Raw genomic sequence first — 18,296 nt, forward strand, 5'->3', positions numbered from 1 at the left:
TGCGGTCGCAGGACGCGCAGGCGACCAGGAGCCGGATGTCGAGGAGTTCGCCGTTGGCATCGACGCGGAACTTGCCGTCGCCCGGGTTGGCGAGGCTGGAATGGCAGTGGACGCAGCGGAACGGGAGCAGGGGAAGGCGCGTGCGCCGAAGGGGCCAGGACAGCACGATATGAGGACGCGTAGACATGATCTCTCCGAAGACCTGACGGAAGGCATGGGAAAAGAGCCGACGGCGACGTCGGCGACCGATGCACGGGAAGGTGTCAGGTCTAGAGAGCAGGCGGCGTCACGCGGGGTGAAGTCCTCTGTGAGTGGGTCGGAAGAAGATCGAGTTGACGGTAGGGCGGCATTGCCTGGCGAGGCGACCCATTTTTGTCCTGGTGAAGAGCACTGCGGGGCGGGGTCGGCGAGGTGGGCACCACCCGCTCCTCTGCGGTCGCTAATGTCGCCATCGTGAGCGATCACCACGGCGACGCATAGACGCTGCACCGCAGTGGGCCTTGTGTGCAGAGGGTGGGCGCGGCTGGAGCGGACCTGGCGGGTCGCCGGGGCTTCCCACGGGCCGGCAGCGGGTATCGAACTGGATCGTCACGAGGGCGCGAAGGTGGATCGTCATGGCAGGTATGCGGCAGATCCTGTTCATCCAGGGCGGCGGCGCGGGCGCGCACGACGAGTGGGACGGCAAGCTGGTCGCCAGCCTGAGGCGGGAGCTCGGGGACGGGTACGAGGTCCGCTACCCGCGCATGCCGGACGAGGACGACCCGAGCTACGCCAGGTGGAGCGCGGCCATCCGGCGTGAGATGACGGCCCTGCACGACGGCGCGGTCGTCGTCGGCCATTCGGTGGGCGCGACGATCCTCGTCAACGCGCTCGCCGAGCGGCCACCGGAGCCGGAGCTCAGGGCGATCGTGCTGGTCGCCGCTCCGTTCGTCGGTGCGGGCGGCTGGCCCGGCGACGAGTTCGAGCTGCCACACGACCTCGGCGCGAGGCTGCCCCAAGGCGTGCCGGTGCATGTGTTCCATGGGCTCCAGGACGAGACTGCCCCACCGTCGCATGCCGACCTGTACGCCCGCGCCATCCCGCAGGCACAGCTGCACCGGTTGCCCGGGCGCGACCACCAGCTGGACAACGACCTGAGCGAGGTGGCGAAGACGATCCGTACTGGCGACCTCGGACCCGTCACCCAGGACTAGCGAAGAGCCCAGCCCTCGTCGGGAATCCGCCGCTCGACCGTACGACGTCCGCATCAGCAAGAGCGAGTCGCTGTCTCTATCGACCGACTGTGACGTTCCGTGACACGCGGTCAGCGGCTGGATGCGGAGCGCGCTCTGGTGCCGGGCTGGCCGGGGCCGTTCCGTGATGATTTTGTTCCTGGTCGGTGCGGCGGAGGCCGGGCCGGGGGTTGACCCTCTCCCCGAGGGAGGGTTGAGGCTGTTGGAGGCGTCGGTGACGGGGTTGATGCCGATCGGGGTGTTCGCGCGGGCGACCCGGTTGTCCGTTCGAGTGCTGCGTAACTATGACCGGCTGGGTCTGCTCGTCCCGGCGTGGGTCGATCCGGATACCGGCTACCGCCGGTACAGCGTCGACCAGTTCGTCCGAGCGGGGCTGGTCCGGCGGCTGCGAGAGCTGGAGGTGCCGTTGCCCGAGATCGCCGAGATCCTGTCGGCCGATACCCCGGAGCAGGCACGCGACGTCATCGAGCGGCACCGGGAACGCGTGGCCGCGCGGGCGGCCCGACTCGACGAGATCGCCGGGCGGTTGAGGGCCGTGCTGGCCGAACCGGGACGTCTGCCGGGCTGGCTGCACGTGTACGAACGGTGGCGCGACGCCCAGCCCATCGCCCGCACGCTGGTGCGTGCCCCGCTGAGCGGGCTGGCCGAGGCGCTGGCGCCCGGGTTCGCGCGGCTGTTCGCCGGCCTCGCCGAGCAGGGGATCGCCCCGACGGGGCCGACCGGGACCCGCTACCTCAGCGACGACCTCGACGCGGCGGAACTGGAGGTGGAGTTGTTCGCACCGGTGGCGCGTCCGCCCCGGCCGACCGCGGAGATCGCACCCGGGCAGCTGCCGGGGTGTCTACTCGCCGCGACCGTTCACGAGGGCGGCTACGACGACATTGAGGCCGCCTACCGATCGCTGGGGCGGTGGATCGCTGAGCAGGACCGGGTGCTGGCGGGCCCGGCCGAGGAGCGTTACCTCGTCCCGCCCATGCCCGGCGTACCCACGGCCGCGCTCCGCACGGAGATCGCCTGGCCGGTCCGACCCCCGTCCGGCCCGTCCCGGCCAGCAGCCGAGGAGACCAAATGATCATCGAGAACGTGGCGTTCCCCGCCGGCCGGCACTGCGAGACCACCACGCTCGGGGCCCTGCTGCACCACAAGGGCGTCGACCTGTCCGAGCCCATGCTGTTCGGCCTCGGCGAAGGTCTGGGCTTCGTCTACTGGGATGCCAGGAGCATGGACTTTCCGTTCCTCGGCGGCCGCACCAAGCCGGCCATGATCACCCGGACCGTGGCCGACCGGCTGGGCCTGACGCTGCACATCCAGGAGACCGCCTCGCCCCGCCGGGCCTGGCAGAACGTCGCCGCCGCCCTCGACGCCGGACGCCCGGTCGGCCTGCAGCTGGACTCCTACCACCTGGACTACTTCACCACGAAGGTCCGTTTCGGCGGCCACTTCGTCGCGATGTACGGCTACGACGATACCGAGGCCTACCTGATCGACACCGCCCAGCAGGGCGGCACCGTGACGACCACGCTGACGAGCTTGGAGCGGGCCCGCAACGAACGCGGACCGATGACCGCCCGCAACCTCTCCTACACCATCGCCACACCCACCGACCGGCCTGATCTGGGCGACGCCATCCGGGCGGCCATCCGCAGCAACGCACGCGCCTTCCTCACGCCACCCATCGCCAACCTCGGCCACCGCGGCATCGGCAAAGCGGCCCGACAGGTGCCGCGGTGGCTCGACCGCTGCAGCGACCCGTCCCGCGACCTCCCGGTGGCCGCGGCGCTGATGGAACGCGGCGGGACCGGCGGCGCCCTGTTCCGCAACATGTACCGAGACTTCCTCGCCGAATGCGCCACGATCGTCGACGACGACAACCTCCGCCTCGGTCACCAGCTGTACGCCGAGATCGCCCCACTGTGGACCGAAGTCTCCAACCACATCGCCGCCGCCGGAAGAACCAGCGACCCGGACCAGCTGACCCGCGCCTCGGCAATCCTCACCGAACTCGCCGACCGGGAACGCCACGCCATGCAGATCCTGACCGGCATTCGCACCGACTGACCACCTCAACGATCACCGTTCCTGCACGGCGCCCGGAACCGATCAGGGCGCGTTCGCAGGCTTGGCCTTCTGCGGGTGGATGGTTTCGTGACGGGCCAGCATGGCGACGAACTCGGCGATCTTCCGCTCGCGGGTCTCCGCCCGTTTGACGGCGTTGACGCGGTAGATGAGGGCGAACCGGTTGGTCTTGGTGAGTACGTCGAACATGGCCTGGGCGGCGGGTTCGGCGGCGATGGCGGCGAGCAGGTCGGCCGGCACCTCGACTTCCGACGGCGGGGCGTAGGCGGCCGCCCACCGCCCGTCCGCCTTCGCGGCTTCCACGGCGGCGCGACCTGGGGGCAGCATCCGTCCCTGCGCCTCCAGCCGGGCCACGTGGGCGACATTGCGTTGTGACCAGGAACTGCGGGGCCTGCGAGGGGTGAACCGGATCCAGGAGGTCTCCTGATCCCGTTTACGGGCCTGCCCGTCGATCCAGCCGAAACACAGGGCCTCGTCGACCGCCTGCTGCCAGGTCAGCGTCGTGACTGTGCCGCCCTTCCTGGTCAGGGCGAGCCAGACACCGGGCGACGTGGCGTGGTTCGCCGACAACCACACGCGCAGCGCGTCGGCGTCCGCGACGATCAACTCATCCAGTTCGGCGCTCCCCATGACGGCAGGCTATCGCTGCGCCGGTGCCGCAGCCTCAGCCGGTGGGCCAGACCGGTTTGCGACCGGCGCTGATAGGACCGGCTCGAGACGGCGAGCGCACCGCCGAACCCGGCGAACGCGACGCCCCCGACCACCCCCACCCACGGTGACCAGCCCTCGGTGGAGCCGACCGACATGCCGAGCGTTGCCGCGATCACGGTGCCGATCCCGTACGGAACAAGGAACACCGCACCCGCCCAGCCGGGAACCAGCAGCGCCCACCGGGGGATCCGCATCCCCCACGGCCGGACCAGCGCCAGCAGCAGTAGCAAGCCCCCCACCGCCCCCAGCACGGTGAAGTCGAGTCCGTGCCGTTCCATCCAGATCAGCGGCTCGGGAGCGCCGTTCCGCTCGAACTCCGCCGCGAGGTCCCCCTCGGGCCGCCCGGCCGCACCACCGAATGCCCAGTAGGTCTTCATCACCGCGTACGGCGTCAGCGCCAGCGCCCCAGCCCACGCCGGCGACAACGGCTTGATCAGGTTCATGCCCGCAAATCTGGCAGGTGGGCCCGGCCGGCAACTCCCGACTGGGAGGTACCGGGATCCCCCGCCTGAGGGAGCTGTGGGCGACGTGCGGGTCGCCTGTCACGGGAACAAGATCCTCCGGTGGCGGGCCAGCGATCGCCGAGCGTGGAACAGGGCCTGGAGCGTGTTGGGAAAGTGCTGGTCACAGCCGCTTCTGGCGGACTGTGACCAGCGCCGTCGCCTGGAAGGCCGGTCAGCGCACCAGCAGGTCGATCACCCCCGTGAGGTCCTCCTCGCCGCTGCCCTCGGCCAGGCGGCGGCGCATCAGCTCGAAGTAGGGGCTGAGCAGTTCCGGGCTGACCCCCTGCTGCTCGGCGGTGTCCAGGAAGGTCGGCGTGCCGGCCACCTGCATGGCGAGATTGGAGACGACACCCTTGGTGTAGTCGCCGCTCCGCAGTTGGGCGGCGGTCTGGTGAACTGCCGGGGCCATCGCGACGAGCCAGTCGGCGAGCAACGGGGCCACCGACGTGGGGTCGATGTCCTCCTTGCGGATCAGGGCGAAGGCGTGCGCCGCCCCGGCGAACATCCCGTACATGGCGCTGAGCAGAGCCACGTCGTGCAGGGCCGCGAAGCCCGCGTCCTGGCCGACGTAGGTGGTGCCGGCCGCGACGCCCAGCGTCTCCTGGTGCCGCTCGAACAGCTCCCGGGAGCCGCTGTAGAAGACGTAGCCGCCGGCCTCCGGGACGCCGATCATCGGCGGGACAGCCATGATCCCGCCGTCCAGGTAGCGGGCGCCGCGCGCGCCTGCCCACTCGGCGCGGGCGCGGGCCTGGGCCGGGGTGCTGGTGGTCAGGTTGACCAGATCCTTCCCGGCCAGGTCGGTGCCGGCCAGCACCTCCTCGACCGAGGCGTCGTCCAACAGACAGACGACGAGCAGGGTGTTCGCTGCGACGGCCTCAGCGGCGCTGTCCGCGACCGTCGCTCCCACGGCGGAGAGCGCCGCGGCGCGGGCCGGGGTGCGGTTCCAGACGGTGAGCGGGTGGCCGGCGGCAAGCCAGGTACGGGCCAGCGCGGTGCCCATCGCGCCGAGGCCCAGCAGCGTGACGGGAGTCTTCTCAACAGTGTTCGGTGCCATGCCGATTAGGCTGGCCGCGGGCCTTGTGGTGATCAAGTACGCACTTCGGAGTGGGTGGTTACCTCGGGGTGAGCGAGCACGTCGGGAGGGTGGGGCATGACGACGCTGAACCGGCCGGGCGCACCGGACGGACACGCCTGCGGCATCGACACCGCGATGGAGGTGATCGGTGGCAAGTGGAAGGTGCTGATCCTCTGGGCACTCCACGAGCACCCCCACCGCCGCTTCGGCGAGCTGCGTCGACTGCTGCCGGGGATCACCGAGAAGGTGCTGGCCTCCCACCTACGTGAGATGGAAGCGGACGGTGTCGTGCGCCGCGTCTCCTACGACGAGGTGCCGCCCCGCGTCGAGTACTCGCTGACCGAGGACGGCGTGCGCCTGAACGGCGCACTCCAGCCGCTGGCCGCCTGGGGACGCGAGCGGCCCGTCGCTCGACGGCCGGAGGGGGAGGCGGGTCGCCAGACGTATGAGGCGCGCGCCGACGCCATGGCATCCGACGTCGCCGGTCGCGAGCTTTGAGATTGCGCGTATGGGCAGGTTGGCGCTGTTCGGACCCGGCGCGATCGTGAAGTGCGTGAGATGGCGTCGCGGCGGGCCGGACTGCTGAAGGCGGAAACGACGGACGAGGTGCTCGTGGCGCTGCGCGGGCATGGTCCGCCTCAGCCCTCACGCCGCCCGATTCCCCCGTTCAACCGGTACTGGATCGGGTGACACCCGTGGCGTAGCCCGGGCGGCCGTCCCGACCCGGGGTCGGGACGGCGGGTCCAGTCGCGTCCGGTTCACGGCCCGGCCTACGGGCGGTCGACGATGGACAGTCGGAGGCCGGTCTCTGTTTCCTCGACGAGCACGCGTTCGCCGTGGCTGTGGTCCGGCAGCATCGCGTCGTACAGCTCTTCGTTGCTGATTTCCACGGTGCCACCAGCCCGGCCGATGAGGACGTTGAGTACGGCGCGCAGGTTGACGTCGCTGAGGTAGCGCATGGGGGTTGTCTCCGTAGGTCCTGCTGCTGGATTCGACATGAGGGTGGTTCGGTCCCGGCGGCCGGGATGACGTCGGGGAACCGGTCGACGTGGCGAGGTGCTGCCTGTCCCCGCAGGCGGTGGTGGCGCGGCGGCGTCCGCCGGGCCACCGGTCCCGGCAGGGCCGGCCTCACCGACCTGTCGACTCGCCGAGCTCGGCGGGGTCGAGATTCAGGGTCGCGAGCAGCCCGGTGTGCCGGGTGGTGTCGACCTGCTCCGGCAGCTCCCGCTCGACCCAGTCGGCCCTGGTGTGCTGGCCGCGCCGGCGCAGTGCGGAGACGATCGTGTCCCGGGCGATGGTCATGTTCTGCTCCTCGGTGGCGATGGTGGGAAGGTTGTCGGTCCTTCGCTGCCTCGGCGAAGGTGCTGCCGGCGCGGGTGCCGGTTCCGCGGCGACGGTGAGCAGCCGGGGAGCATGGACCCTGTTGCCGGCCGTGGCGGCTCGCTCCATCGCCGCTTCGGCCAGGTCGACCGGGGTGTCCGGCGGGACGACCAGCAGGTCGACCCGGTCGTCGTTGCGGCAGATGGCGGTCAGCAGGCTGGCGGGCTGACTGGTGAAGTAGCCCAGCCGCACCACCCTGCCGTCGATGGTCAGGCGGCGTGGATTGCCGTCCCAGATGTCGGTGTTGAGGAGCAGCCGGACGATCGGCCCGTGCAGCAGGTCGATGGCGAGGACGAGGCCGGGCAGCTCCGCGAGCGGGTCGGTCGACCGGGGCCACCAGCCGCCGTCGAGCAGCGTGCGCGCGGACCGGGTGGGTTCGGTCCGCAGGCGCGGCGTCGAAGGCGGCGCTGGCGGCGACGGGGGAGCGAGGGCGCTGGTCGATGGCGTCATGGTGGATCCTTATCGCCGTGACCGCGGCGTAGCGGTGGGTCGTGCGCGTGGTGGGGCCATCCGCCCGGCGGGTGCCGGTTCGCCGACCCGTCCGGCCGGGTCGTCGGTCGCCCCGCTCGGCGGCGGCGCCGCGCTGGGTGACGCGGGCGGTGCGGATCAACAGGGCGACGATCGCGAGCGGGCGTCGCGGCGCGGACGCCGGTCCGGGTCGCGCCGGCGCGGGTCAACGGCACCCGGCCCGGTGGGCGGGGGAGTGCGTCCGGTCTCCTACGGAGGGTCGGTCGGGCCGCGGCGGATCGGGTGCTTCGGGTACGAGCATGGCATCCCCTCGGGCGAGCCGGCGTGGCGGGCACCTCAGGAGTGGGATGTCGTCGGTTCCGGGATGGCCCCAGCCTACGCCTGTCCGGGCCGGTCAGGCGGCGACGCCGCGACAGGGAGCCGCAGCTCAGCTCGAACGACCCGTGGTCGGCGTCCGCCCGGACGACGCGCAGCTACGACGGCCCGGGGAGATGCGGGTCTCGGCGTGTCGCTTCCCGGTGGGCCCGGCGGCGGGCGTGGCTACGATGAGGCCGGTCGACGCCGGGGCGTCACCGGCACGAGGGAGGCCACGTTGACCCCGAGCACCGCGTCGCGGACGGTGGCGGACGCCCGGCGCGCCGACCGGGACTGGCGGCGCCAGGTGCCGAGGGCCTTCGCCACCCTGCTCTGGGTGATCGCGGTGGTCTGCGCGCTGGCCGCGCTGAGCAGCGCCGTCCGCTCCGACATCCAGCCGGTCCGCACCGCCATCGACGCCCTGCTGCTGCCCGCCCCGGCGAACCTGGCGTACGCGGTCTTCCTCGGCACCCTCGCCTCGGCGGTGCTGCGCCGCAAGCGGCTGGCGTACTGGGTGCTGGTCGTCTACTTCACCCTGAGCCTGGCCGTCGGCGTGCTGGCCGGCGTGCTGCTGCTGGTGGTCGGCAGCAACGACCTCACCGACGACGCCGGGGAGCGGCTGTTCACCTCGCTGGAGACGGTCGGGGTGTGGGTCGGCATAGCCTTCGCCGCCGGGGCGCTGGCCCTGCTGCTGGCCGCCCGGCGGGAGTTCTACGCCCGGGTGCGCAGCGGCAGCCTCCGACGGGCCCTGGGAGTCTTCCTCGGGTTGGCGGCGGTCGCGGTCGGGCTCGGCTACCTGCTGCTCCTCGTCGAGCCGGGCAGCCTGCGCACCTGGGTGGACCGGCTCGGCTACGCCGTCGAGAAGGTGTTCGGCGGCGCCATCACCCTGGACGTCACCCGGCAGGGGCAGGCGCCCGGCTGGGTCAACCTGCTGATCGGCGGCTTCGGCGGGATCGCCTTCGTGGCCGGCCTCTTCACCCTGCTCCGGTCGCAGCGGGCCGCTGCCGTGCTGCACCCTGACGAGGAGGAGCGGATCCGGGAACTGCTCGCCCGGCACGGCGGGCGCGACTCGCTCGGCTACTTCGCCACCCGCCGGGACAAGGCGGCGATCTTCTCGCCCAGCGGCAAGGCGGCGATCACCTACCGGGTGGTCAACGGGGTCAGCCTCGCCAGTGGGGACCCGGTGGGGGACCCGGAGGCGTGGGGGCCGGTCATCGAGGCGTGGCTCGAACAGGCCGGCGCGTACGCCTGGACCCCGGCGGTGATGGGCACCAGCGAGGCGGGCGCCAAGGCGTACCACCGGCACGGGCTGAAGGTGCTGCACCTGGGGGACGAGGCGATCCTGCTGGCCCGCGAGTTCGACCTCGACGGGCGGGACATGCGCCCGGTCCGCCAGGCCGTGCACCGGGTGGAGCGGGCCGGCTACACGGCGCGGGTGCGCCGGCACGCGGAGATCCCGGCGGCGGAGCTGTCCGAGCTGGCCAGGCTGGCCACCGCCTGGCGGGACACCGAACACGAGCGGGGCTTCTCCATGGCGCTGGGCCGGCTCGGCGACCCGGCCGACGGCGACTGCGTGCTGGTCGAGGCGCGGGACGCGGGCGGCCGCGTGCGGGCGCTTCTGTCGCTGAGCCCGTGGGGAGCCGACGGGCTCTCGCTGGACCTGATGCGCCGGGACCGGTCGGCCGAGAACGGGGTCACGGAGTTCCTGGTCGCGGCGCTGATGGGCACGGCGCCCCGGCTCGGCGTCGAACGGGTGTCGCTGAACTTCGCGGTGTTCCGGTCGGTCTTCGAGCAGGGCGCGAGGATCGGCGCCGGCCCGGTGATCCGGCTCTGGCGGCACACCCTCCTCTTCTTCTCCCGCTGGTGGCAGCTGGAGTCGCTGTACCTCTCCAACGCCAAGTACCAGCCGCACTGGACGCCGCGCTACCTGTGCTTCGCGGAGCGCCGGGAGTTGGCCCGGGTGGGCCTCGCCGCGGCGATCGCCGAGGGCTTCGTCGCCCTGCCGGGCGGGCGGCCCAGTCCGCTGCACGGCGCGCCGCCGGCCGGCGGCGGAGTGGGCTACGTGCCGCCGGCCGCCGCGACGGTCCGGGCCGTGCCGCCGGGGCCGGCGGAGGTGCACCTCCCCGAGCAGATCCGGGTACGCCTGGCGACGCTCGACCGGCTGCGCGCCGAGGGCGTCGACCCGTATCCGGTGGGGTTCGCGCGTACCGACGGTTGCGCGGCGGTCCGGGCGCGGCACGCCGGGCTGGCGCCGGACACCGGCACCGGGGAGACCGTGTCGGTGGCCGGCCGGGTGTTGCTGGTCCGCGACCACGGGCGCATCTGCTTCGCGACGATCAGGGACGGCAGCGGCGACCTGCAGTTGGTGCTGGAGCACGACCTGGACCGGTGGCGTGCCACCGTCGACATCGGCGACCACGTGGGTGCCACCGGCGAGGTGTACGCGACCCGGCGCGGCGAGGTGTCGGTGCGGGTGGCCGACTGGCGGCTGACCGCCAAGTGCCTGCGCCCGCTGCCGGACAAGCACCACGGGCTGGCCGACCCGGAGGCCCGGGTCCGGCAGCGCTACCTCGACCTCGCCATCGATCCGGCGGCGCGGGACCTGCTGCGGGCCCGCGGCGCCGCCCTGCACAGCCTGCGGCGCTCCCTGGCCGACCGGGACTTCCTGGAGGTGGAGACGCCGATCCTCCAGCGGGTGCACGGCGGCGCGAACGCCCGCCCGTTCGTCACCCACAGCAACGCGTACGACCTGCGGCTCAGCCTGCGGATCGCACCCGAGCTGTATCTGAAGCGGCTGGCCGTCGGCGGGATGGAGCGGGTGTACGAGCTGGGCCGGGCGTTCCGCAACGAGGGCGTCGACCACAGCCACAACCCGGAGTTCACGGTGCTGGAGGCGTACCAGGCGTACGCGGACTACCACGTGATGCGCGAGCTGGCCCGGGAGCTGATCGTCGCGGCGGCGGTCGCGGTGCACGGGTCGCCGGTGGTGCGCCGCCCCGGGACGGGCGACACCGTGGACGTCGGGGGCGAGTGGCCGGTCCGCACGGTCAACGAGGCGGTCTCCGCGGCGCTCGGCGAGGAGGTCTCCGCCGACACCGACCTGGCCGCCCTGCGCAAGCTCTGCGACGCCGCCGGGGTCGCGTACGACCCGCGCTGGGAGCGCGGCGCGGTGCTGCTGGAGCTGTACGAGCGGCTGGTCGAGGCGCGCACCGAGGCGCCCACGTTCTACCTGGACTTCCCGACCGACGTCTCGCCGTTGACCCGCCAGCACCGGGACGACCCCCGGCTGGCCGAACGGTGGGACCTGGTGGCGTTCGGGATGGAGCTGGGCACCGCGTACTCGGAGCTGGTCGACCCGACGGAGCAGCGGCGCCGGCTCACCGCGCAGTCGTTGAACGCGGCCGGCGGTGACCCCGAGGCCATGGAGCTGGACGAGGACTTCCTCACCGCGCTGGAGTACGCCATGCCGCCCACCGGCGGCCTGGGCCTGGGCGTGGACCGGCTGCTGATGCTGCTGACCGGCCGGTCGATCCGGGAGACGCTGCCCTTCCCGCTGGTCCGGGAATCCTCGTGAGCCGGTTCGACCGGGCCCGGGCGCTGCCGGGGCTGGCGCTCGGGCTGGCCGCGGTCCTCTACTCCTCGTGGCTGATCGGACCGCTGCTGAACCCGTCGTTCGGCCTCCTCGACGGGTACGCCAGCGAGCTGGCCGCCCGGGACCAGCCGTACCACCTGGTGTTCGGCCTGGGTGACCTGGTCGTCGGCGCGCTCGCGTCGGCGACCGGGTTGGCGCTGGCCCGGCGGGCCCGGGGCTGGCCGCGGTGGGCCTGGTGGGGGCTGGTCGCCTTCGGCGTGGCCACCGCGCTGGACGGCACGGTGAGCTCGATGGACTGCGCGCCCTCGGCCGACGCCCGCTGCGCCCGGCTGGCGGAGCTGGGCGCGCTGTCCTGGCGGGACCAGGGGCACTCGGTCAGCTCGTCGGTGGCGATCACCGCCGCGCTGGCCTCACTGCTCGCGTTGCTGGTGAGCCGGCGCGATCGTCGCGCGTCGTTCCGCTGGGGGCTGGCGGTGGCCGCGGTGCTGCTGGTGGGCACCGCCGGCACGCTGGTCGAGCTGATCCACCCGGACGCGGCGCTGGGCGCCTGGCAGCGGGTCCAGCTGCTCGGCCTCTCCGGCTGGCTGCTCTACGCCGGCGGCACCGTTGCCGCGCCGGGTGACACCGGGTCCTAGGCCGGCCGGGAGAAGTGGTCGGGACGGCTCACCCCCACCTCGGCCGGCGGCGGGCGCGGGGAATGTGAGATCCATTGCCCTGGGAAGGCCCGGACCAGCCCGGGACGTTGTGCCGCACATGCCGGATACGGATGTGGTGGTTGTCGGGGCTGGGCAGGCGGGGCTCTCCAGCGCGTACCACCTGCGCTCCGCCGGTCTCGACTTCGTGGTTCTGGACGCCGACCCGGCGCCCGGCGGGGCCTGGCAGCACCGGTGGCCGACGCTGCGGATGGCAACCGTGAACGGGATCTTCGACCTGCCGGGCATGCATTTCCCGCCGCCGTCGCCGGACGAGCCGGCCGCCGACGCGGTGCCGGCCTATTTCGCCGCCTTCGAGCGGGAATTCGGCATCGATGTGCGGCGCCCGGTGGCCGTCACGGCCGTCCGGGACGCCGGCGACGGTCGCCTCCTCGTGGAATCGGACAACGGCACCTGGACCACCCGGGCACTGATCAACGCCACGGGAACGTGGACCAGGCCGTTCGTGCCGTACTACCCCGGGCAGGAGTCGTTCCGCGGGCGGCAGCTGCACACCGCCCACTACCGGGGGCCGGCGGAGTTCGCCGGCAAGCGGGTGGTGGTCGTCGGGGGCGGAGTGTCGGCCGTGCAGCTCATGATCGAGATCGCCGACGTCGCGGCGTCGACGACGTGGGTCACCCGCCGGCCGCCGGTGTTCCGGGACGGGCCGTTCACCCCGGACTACGGACGCGAGGTGGTCGCCAGGGTGGACGCACGGGTACGGGCCGGCCTGCCTCCGGGCAGCATCGTCAGCGCGTCCGAGCTCGCGTGGACACCGCTGCTGCGCGAAGCCCGGGACCGCGGTCTCCTCGTACGCCGGCCGATGTTCGACCGGATCGTGCCCGAGGGCGTCCGGTGGCGCGACGGCACGGCTCAGGACGCGGACGTCATTCTCTGGTGCACCGGCTTCCGGCCGGCGCTGGACCACCTGGCCCCGCTGCGGCTGCGCGGGCCCCGCGGCGGCATCGTCATGGACGGCACCCGCGTGGTCGCCGACCCCCGGATCCACCTGGTCGGCTACGGGCCGTCCGCGAGCACGGTCGGCGCCAACCGGGCCGGCCGGGCCGCCGTCCGCGAGCTGCGCACACTCCTGGCGGCGCCCGCCACGGTCTGACCGCACGTGCGGGGCGCGGGCCGGGCCGACGAACACGACGGCCGGGCCCGGTCCCTAGCGCACGCCCTCGAAGGCGATGGCCGGATCGGTCTGCGCGGCCCCGCCCCAGACCGCCTCGTCGTACGTGGCGTCACCGTTGAGGTGGCGGAGGAACCACTGGGTGAGCAGCCGCCGGCTGAGCTGCAACTGGGTGGCTCGGCTGACGCCCCCGCTGTCGCAGAAGAGGGACGAGCTGTCCATGAAGCCGCAGTGGTAACCGCCCCGGATGGTTCGCAGCTGCTTGGCGGGCGGCTTGCTGTCGTAGATGGGCCGCTGGTGGCCGGCGACCCCGGCGATGGTGTCGCGGTCGCCGGCGACCAGCTGCACCGGGATGCCGAGTGTCGCCGCGGCCGCCTTGGCGGAGGGGTTCGTCTCGGCCGCGGCCAGGTTCGCCACGGTCACGACGCGGGGGTTGCGCGCCGCGGCGAGCAGGCTCGCCCCACCGCCCATCGAGTGCCCGGACAGGGCGAACCGGTCGGTGTTGACGTGCCCGGCGAAACGGGATCCGGTCGTGGTGTCCTGCGCCGCCGTCCAGGCGAGTGCGGCGTTCAGATCGTCGGCGAAGGCGCTGTGATCCGGCGAGAATCCGCCCTGGGAACCGGGGGCGACGACGATGAAGCCCCACGTGGCCAGGTGGCTGAGGGTCGAGTAGTAGCGGGAGATCCCCTGGAGGAAGCCGTGCCCGAAGGCGATGGCGCGGAAGCGGCCGGGGGCGACGGGTCGGGCGTTGCCGGCCGCGGTCGCCGGGTAGTAGATCCGGGCTGAGAAGCTTCGTCCGTTGGCCTGGACCGTGGTGTCGACGTAGCCGGCGGCGTACCCGCCCGGGCTTCCCGGATCCGGCACGGCCGCGTCGACGCCGACGGGTGCGGAGAGCACCAGGGCGACGACCAGTGCGCCGGCCGTCACGAGTCTCCTGAACACGGCTACCTCCTTCGGTTCACGGACACGAACGTCTATGAAGGACAGCACCGGCACGGTGCCGCGCGCACAGCCCGGTTGAGCAATAACGCGGGTGTTATGACCGCTGGCGAGAGGGTCGCGACGCCGGCGGTGCCCTGGTCGAGGGGCGGTGACCGCCGGGCGATGGAGATGCAGCAGGGCGCGTCGACAGTCGACGCACCCTGCTGCTGGAGGATCAGGCGAGCTCGGCCCATCGGCCGTACATGTGCAGGTCGCGTACGGTGCGTCGGGTGAGGTCCGGCTGCACCGCGTCGCCCCAACGGCCCGCCGCGGTGGCCGCCTTGCTCAGCTGCGCGGCGGCCACGTCGACCGACTGGGCGGGCAACCCGTCGGCCAGCAGCCGCTCCGCGGCGTCGAGGCGGGACCGGACCTCGGCCGTGGTGGCCGCCGGGGCGCAGGCCGTGGCCTCCGCCAGGGTGGCGCGCAGCGCCGCGACGCCGGTACGGGCGGCAGCGCGGTAGTTGGCGTGGGGGACCACCGAGCGGGCCCGGAACGTCCCCTCGCGCAGCGCCTCCTGCTGGCGGGCGTTGAGCTGGTTGTACGCGAACAGGGCGGCGCCGTCGGAGTCGGCGTCGTTGACCGCCTGCACCTGATCGAGCATCAGGTCGGGTGAGGAGCCCCGCAGCGGCCCGTACGTGGCGGTGTAGAGCGGCACCGCGCCGACCCGCCGGCGCATGACGGCGGTGTCGTGGCCGACGGAGTCGGCGGAGGTGCCGAAGGACATCCCGGTGAGAAAGTCGAGCGTTCCGGCGTCCACCCAGGCGCCCCAGTTCTGGAACTTCTTGGCCAGCCCGTCGGTCGGGTCGGCGAAGACGGCGGCGGAGAGCTTCCGCTCGGCGGCCACCCGCTTCTGCAGGGTGCGTACCTGGTCGACGAAGGTGGTGACCTGCTTCTCCCGCCAGGCGTTCCAGGTGGGCCACTGCGGCGATTCGGGGGTCAGGGTGTACGGGTCGACGCCGTGCTCGGCGGCGAAGGTCCGGCGGCTGTACTCGGAGTAGGAGAAGTCGGCGCCGTAGGGCAGGGAGACCGGGTAGCGGATGTAGTCCAGGTGCAGCCCGTCCACGGCGTAGCCGCGCAGGATCTCCTCGAACATCGCCAGCACGTGCGAGCGCACCGCGGGGATCGCCGCGTCCATCCAGTAGTAGCCGGGCTCCATCCGGGACGGCTGCGGGCCGGCCTTGCCGACGTCCTCCCGCTCCACCGCCGCCCACTCCGGGTGGGCCTTGAGCACCGGCCCGCCGCCGGCCTCGATGCCGACGAAGAAGGTGTGCGTCCAGGCGTGCAGCTCGATGCCCCGGGAGTGCGCTTCGTCGATCCAGACCCTCAGCGGGTCGAAGCCGCGCATCTCGGGCCGCTGCGCCGGCATGCCTGCCTGCTCGGCGACGGCGCTCGGGTAGATGGTGTAGCCGCCCCAGACCGTCTCCAGGAAGACCATGTTGAACCCGGCGGCGGCGATCCGGTCCAGCGAGGCGCGGATCTGCTCCGGGCTGGTCTCGATGGGGCGCACCCACAGGCCCCGGCCCTCGACGGGGCGGGACTCGCGGGCCCGGTACCCGGCCACGTCGGCCCGCCGAGCGGCGTCGCGGGCCAGCTGTGCCGAGCGTTCCGGCTCGCCGGCGGCGGCCTCGCGCGCCTGGTCGAGCAGGTCGCCGGCCTCGGCCAGTGCGGCGTCGACGGCGGCCGGGTCGATCTTCAGGCAGGTGGCGGTGGCGGCGCCCTTCGCCTGCCGGGCGGCCGTGACCGCCCGCTCCGCGCCGAGCAGGAAGCTGTCCGCGTCGACGTCGACCGTGACCGTGGCGCCGGTGACCGTCACCTTCGCGCCGAGCGGGGCGTTCCCCTCCAGCCAGGAGCCCCGCGATCCGTGCCCGGAGAGCACGAAGCCGTCGGCCGGGATGACACTGTTGCCGCCCTGGCGCGAGACCACCCGCCCGTCCCGGACGGTGATCTCGTATCCGTAGTCGTTGGTGCCGGTGCGCTCCCGGCCGGCGGCCGGCGTGTACGCGATGAGCTGCTCGGCGCCGCGGCAGCCGGGGAAGCACTGCCCCTTGGCCGGGTCGACCCCGTCGGGGTTGGTCGCGGCGGTCGGGTCGGTGGCGTCGAGGGTGGTGGCGGCCCGCCGGATCAGGAGGTTACGCAGTTGCACCCGGTCGCCGGCGTGCAGCTTGTCGCGCAGCCACCGCCGGTCGTCGGTGCCCCCGGTCTCGGGCGGGGACGCCGACAGCACCACCCCGTCGGCGGGGATGGCGTTGTTGCCGGGCTTGGGGCAGGGGTCGAAGGCGGTGCAGACGCTGAGCACCTCGTACGTCCCGCCGCCGGCGGCGCGTAGCACCGCCTCGCCGCCGAAGGCGTTGGTCTTCGTCTCCGCGCCGGAGTCCGGGGTGTAGAGGGCGAGCACGCCGGCGGCCCGCGAGGAGGGGTCGATGGCATCGATGGTGGCCGTGGCGCCGTCGGCGGCGACGACGGTGGGCAGGCCCGATTCGGCGGCGGCGGTCTCCGCTGCGGCGGGGGCGGTCAGCAGGCCGAGCAGGATCGCGCCGGCCGCCCCGCTGACGGCGGCCCGTCGCAGGTGTGTGGGGGAAGGCATGCGCCTCATCGTGAGCCGAGTGGTACGGACAAGTCAAGACTTCGGTTCGAGACTCAAACCGGACAACTGGTCCCGAAAACCGAGCTCGCACTTGACCTGAATGGTGATCGTGGTCCACTCTCTGCCCAACTGGTCCGTACCACTACCCCCCATGCATGGAGGACCCTCATGAGGCGTACCCGCGCCTTCGCCGCCGCCGCGCTGGCGGCCGCGCTCTTGCTCAGCGGCTGCGGCCTGTCCAGCGGTGACGACGCCGGCTCGGCCGGCTCCGGCAAGATCGAGGGCGAGGTGAAGGGTGAGATCACCTTCGCCACCCTGGCGCTCAAGCCGACCTTCGACGACTACATCAACGGCCTGATCAAGAGCTTCGAGGCCAAGCACCCGGGCACCACCGTCAAATGGGTCGACCTGCCGTTCCAGGGTGCGCAGGAGAAGATCACCAACGACGCCCAGGCCGGCACCCTGCCCGACGTGGTCAACCTCAACCCGAACTTCGCCCAGAAGCTGGAGAAGCAGGGCGTCTTCGTGGACATGGAGGCCAACGCCGGCGACGTGAAGGCCAACTTCGTGCCCGGCGCGTGGGACGCGTTCAAGGTCCCGGGCCAGGCCGGCTCCTACGGCCTGCCGTGGTACCTCACCAGCGAGATCACCATGTACAACAAGGACCTGTTCGCCAAGGCCGGGCTGGACGCGAACACCCCGCCGAAGACCATCGACGAACTGCTCACCCAGGCCAAGCAGCTCTCCGCCGCCGGCAAGGGGCAGTTCTACGGCTGGCACCCGGCGCTGGAGAACAGCTTCGTCCCCAACCTGGCCAAGCTCGGCGTGCCGCTGCTCAACGACGGCGCCACCAAGTGGACGTTCAACACCCCCGAGGCCGTGCAGTACGTGACCCGGGTGCGCGAGCTGTACGCCAGCAAGGCCATCGCGCCGGACTGGCTGACCCAGGACCACGCCAAGGAGACCGAGGCGTACTCGGCCGGCCGCGTCGCGCTCTTCCCGTCCGGGCCGAACTTCCTCAAGGTGGTCGGCCAGAACGCCCCGGCCGTCGCCAAGGCCACCGCCGTCGCCCCGCAGATCGCCAGCGCCGACGGCACCACAAACATGTCCGTGATGGGCCTGCTGGTGCCGAAGAAGAGCAAGAACCCGGCCACCGCGCTGGAGTTCGCGAAGTTCGTCAGCCACGCCGAGAACCAGCTCGCCTTCGCCAAGATCGTCACGATCCTGCCGTCCACCGCCGAGTCTCTGAAGGACCCGTACTTCAGCCAGGTGGACACCGCCGACCCCACCTCGCTGGCGCGGAAGATCTCCGCCGAGCAGATCGCCAAGGCCCGGAACCTCACCCCGGTCCAGTGGGACGACCGGACCAAGGCGGTGGTCATCGGCAAGATCCAGCTCGCCGTCCAGGGCGACCTCGACCCCAAGACCGCCCTGGACCAGGCCGTGGACGAGGCCAACAAGCTGCTCGCCCGCTGACCGACGACCGGCGCCGCCCGACGGTCACCCGCCGGGCGGC

Annotated in this window: 15 protein-coding genes; 8 read left to right on the forward strand and 7 right to left on the reverse strand. The window is 72.6% G+C overall.

Features of this window, described 5'->3' with window-relative positions; all coding sequences use genetic code 11:
* Nucleotides 1-623 precede the first annotated feature (623 nt).
* The 3 genes from IEY96_RS24640 to IEY96_RS24650 all read left to right on the forward strand — a co-directional run bounded on the left by IEY96_RS24640 (nt 624) and on the right by IEY96_RS24650 (nt 3,290).
* Entirely contained in the window at nt 624-1,193 is a 570-nt protein-coding gene (locus IEY96_RS24640; RefSeq protein WP_229791865.1) for an alpha/beta fold hydrolase, read from the forward strand.
* A 253-nt stretch (nt 1,194-1,446) separates the two neighbouring features.
* The gene (locus IEY96_RS24645; RefSeq protein WP_189197197.1) at nt 1,447-2,304 is read left to right on the forward strand and encodes a MerR family transcriptional regulator; all 858 of its coding nucleotides are present in this window, start codon (nt 1,447-1,449) and stop codon (nt 2,302-2,304) included.
* The gene (locus IEY96_RS24650; RefSeq protein WP_189197198.1) at nt 2,301-3,290 is read left to right on the forward strand and encodes a BtrH N-terminal domain-containing protein; all 990 of its coding nucleotides are present in this window, start codon (nt 2,301-2,303) and stop codon (nt 3,288-3,290) included. The genes IEY96_RS24645 and IEY96_RS24650 overlap by 4 nt, the downstream gene beginning before the upstream one ends.
* A gap of 42 nt (nt 3,291-3,332) precedes the next feature.
* Here IEY96_RS24650 and IEY96_RS24655 read toward each other — a convergent pair whose 3' ends face one another.
* The 3 genes from IEY96_RS24655 to IEY96_RS24665 all read right to left on the reverse strand — a co-directional run bounded on the left by IEY96_RS24655 (nt 3,333) and on the right by IEY96_RS24665 (nt 5,576).
* Entirely contained in the window at nt 3,333-3,938 is a 606-nt protein-coding gene (locus IEY96_RS24655) for a YdeI/OmpD-associated family protein (protein ID WP_189197199.1), read from the reverse strand.
* Nucleotides 3,911-4,462: a DUF3995 domain-containing protein gene (locus IEY96_RS24660; protein ID WP_189197200.1), complete on the reverse strand. Its 552-nt coding sequence runs from the start codon at nt 4,460-4,462 to the stop codon at nt 3,911-3,913. Before IEY96_RS24660 ends, IEY96_RS24655 begins: the two co-directional genes overlap by 28 nt.
* Nucleotides 4,463-4,694: 232 nt before the next feature.
* Complete coding sequence (locus IEY96_RS24665) at nt 4,695-5,576, reverse strand: NAD(P)-dependent oxidoreductase (protein WP_189197201.1); 882 nt, start codon at nt 5,574-5,576, stop codon at nt 4,695-4,697.
* A 96-nt stretch (nt 5,577-5,672) separates the two neighbouring features.
* On the opposite strand from IEY96_RS24665, the gene IEY96_RS24670 reads away from it, so the two are divergent.
* Nucleotides 5,673-6,095, forward strand: a complete 423-nt coding sequence (locus tag IEY96_RS24670; protein ID WP_229791866.1) for a winged helix-turn-helix transcriptional regulator — start codon at nt 5,673-5,675, stop codon at nt 6,093-6,095.
* Nucleotides 6,096-6,367: 272 nt separating this feature from the next.
* On the opposite strand, the gene IEY96_RS24675 is transcribed toward IEY96_RS24670, so the two are convergent.
* A complete protein-coding gene (locus tag IEY96_RS24675) occupies nt 6,368-6,556 on the reverse strand; it encodes a hypothetical protein (protein WP_189197202.1) in 189 nt (62 codons plus the stop codon).
* A gap of 169 nt (nt 6,557-6,725) precedes the next feature.
* Complete coding sequence (locus IEY96_RS24680; protein WP_189197203.1) at nt 6,726-7,427, reverse strand: DUF5994 family protein; 702 nt, start codon at nt 7,425-7,427, stop codon at nt 6,726-6,728.
* Nucleotides 7,428-8,037: 610 nt separating this feature from the next.
* Between IEY96_RS24680 and lysX the strand changes: the two genes are divergently transcribed.
* The 3 genes from lysX (at nt 8,038) to IEY96_RS24695 (ending at nt 13,197) form a co-directional block, all read left to right on the forward strand.
* Nucleotides 8,038-11,373 carry a bifunctional lysylphosphatidylglycerol synthetase/lysine--tRNA ligase LysX gene (lysX, locus tag IEY96_RS24685; RefSeq protein WP_229791867.1) on the forward strand — a complete coding sequence of 1,112 codons (3,336 nt, stop codon included), beginning with the start codon at nt 8,038-8,040 and terminating at the stop codon, nt 11,371-11,373.
* Nucleotides 11,370-12,026: a DUF998 domain-containing protein gene (locus IEY96_RS24690; protein ID WP_189197205.1), complete on the forward strand. Its 657-nt coding sequence runs from the start codon at nt 11,370-11,372 to the stop codon at nt 12,024-12,026. The genes lysX and IEY96_RS24690 overlap by 4 nt, the downstream gene beginning before the upstream one ends.
* A gap of 118 nt (nt 12,027-12,144) precedes the next feature.
* Complete coding sequence (locus IEY96_RS24695) at nt 12,145-13,197, forward strand: FAD-dependent oxidoreductase (RefSeq protein ID WP_189197206.1); 1,053 nt, start codon at nt 12,145-12,147, stop codon at nt 13,195-13,197.
* Nucleotides 13,198-13,251: 54 nt separating this feature from the next.
* Here the strand turns inward: IEY96_RS24695 and IEY96_RS24700 are convergent, their stop codons facing one another.
* Nucleotides 13,252-14,157 carry an alpha/beta hydrolase family protein gene (locus IEY96_RS24700; protein WP_189197207.1) on the reverse strand — a complete coding sequence of 302 codons (906 nt, stop codon included), beginning with the start codon at nt 14,155-14,157 and terminating at the stop codon, nt 13,252-13,254.
* Nucleotides 14,158-14,371: 214 nt separating this feature from the next.
* The gene (locus tag IEY96_RS33210) at nt 14,372-16,780 is read right to left on the reverse strand and encodes a glycoside hydrolase family 10-like protein (RefSeq protein ID WP_189197208.1); all 2,409 of its coding nucleotides are present in this window, start codon (nt 16,778-16,780) and stop codon (nt 14,372-14,374) included.
* Nucleotides 16,781-16,948: 168 nt separating this feature from the next.
* On the opposite strand from IEY96_RS33210, the gene IEY96_RS24710 reads away from it, so the two are divergent.
* On the forward strand, nt 16,949-18,256 hold the full coding sequence (locus IEY96_RS24710; protein WP_189197209.1) for an ABC transporter substrate-binding protein: 1,308 nt from the start codon (nt 16,949-16,951) through the stop codon (nt 18,254-18,256).
* Nucleotides 18,257-18,296 lie beyond the last annotated feature (40 nt).

The organism is Micromonospora fulviviridis, from assembly GCF_014648395.1.
Classification (GTDB): Bacteria; Actinomycetota; Actinomycetes; order Mycobacteriales; family Micromonosporaceae; genus Micromonospora; species Micromonospora fulviviridis.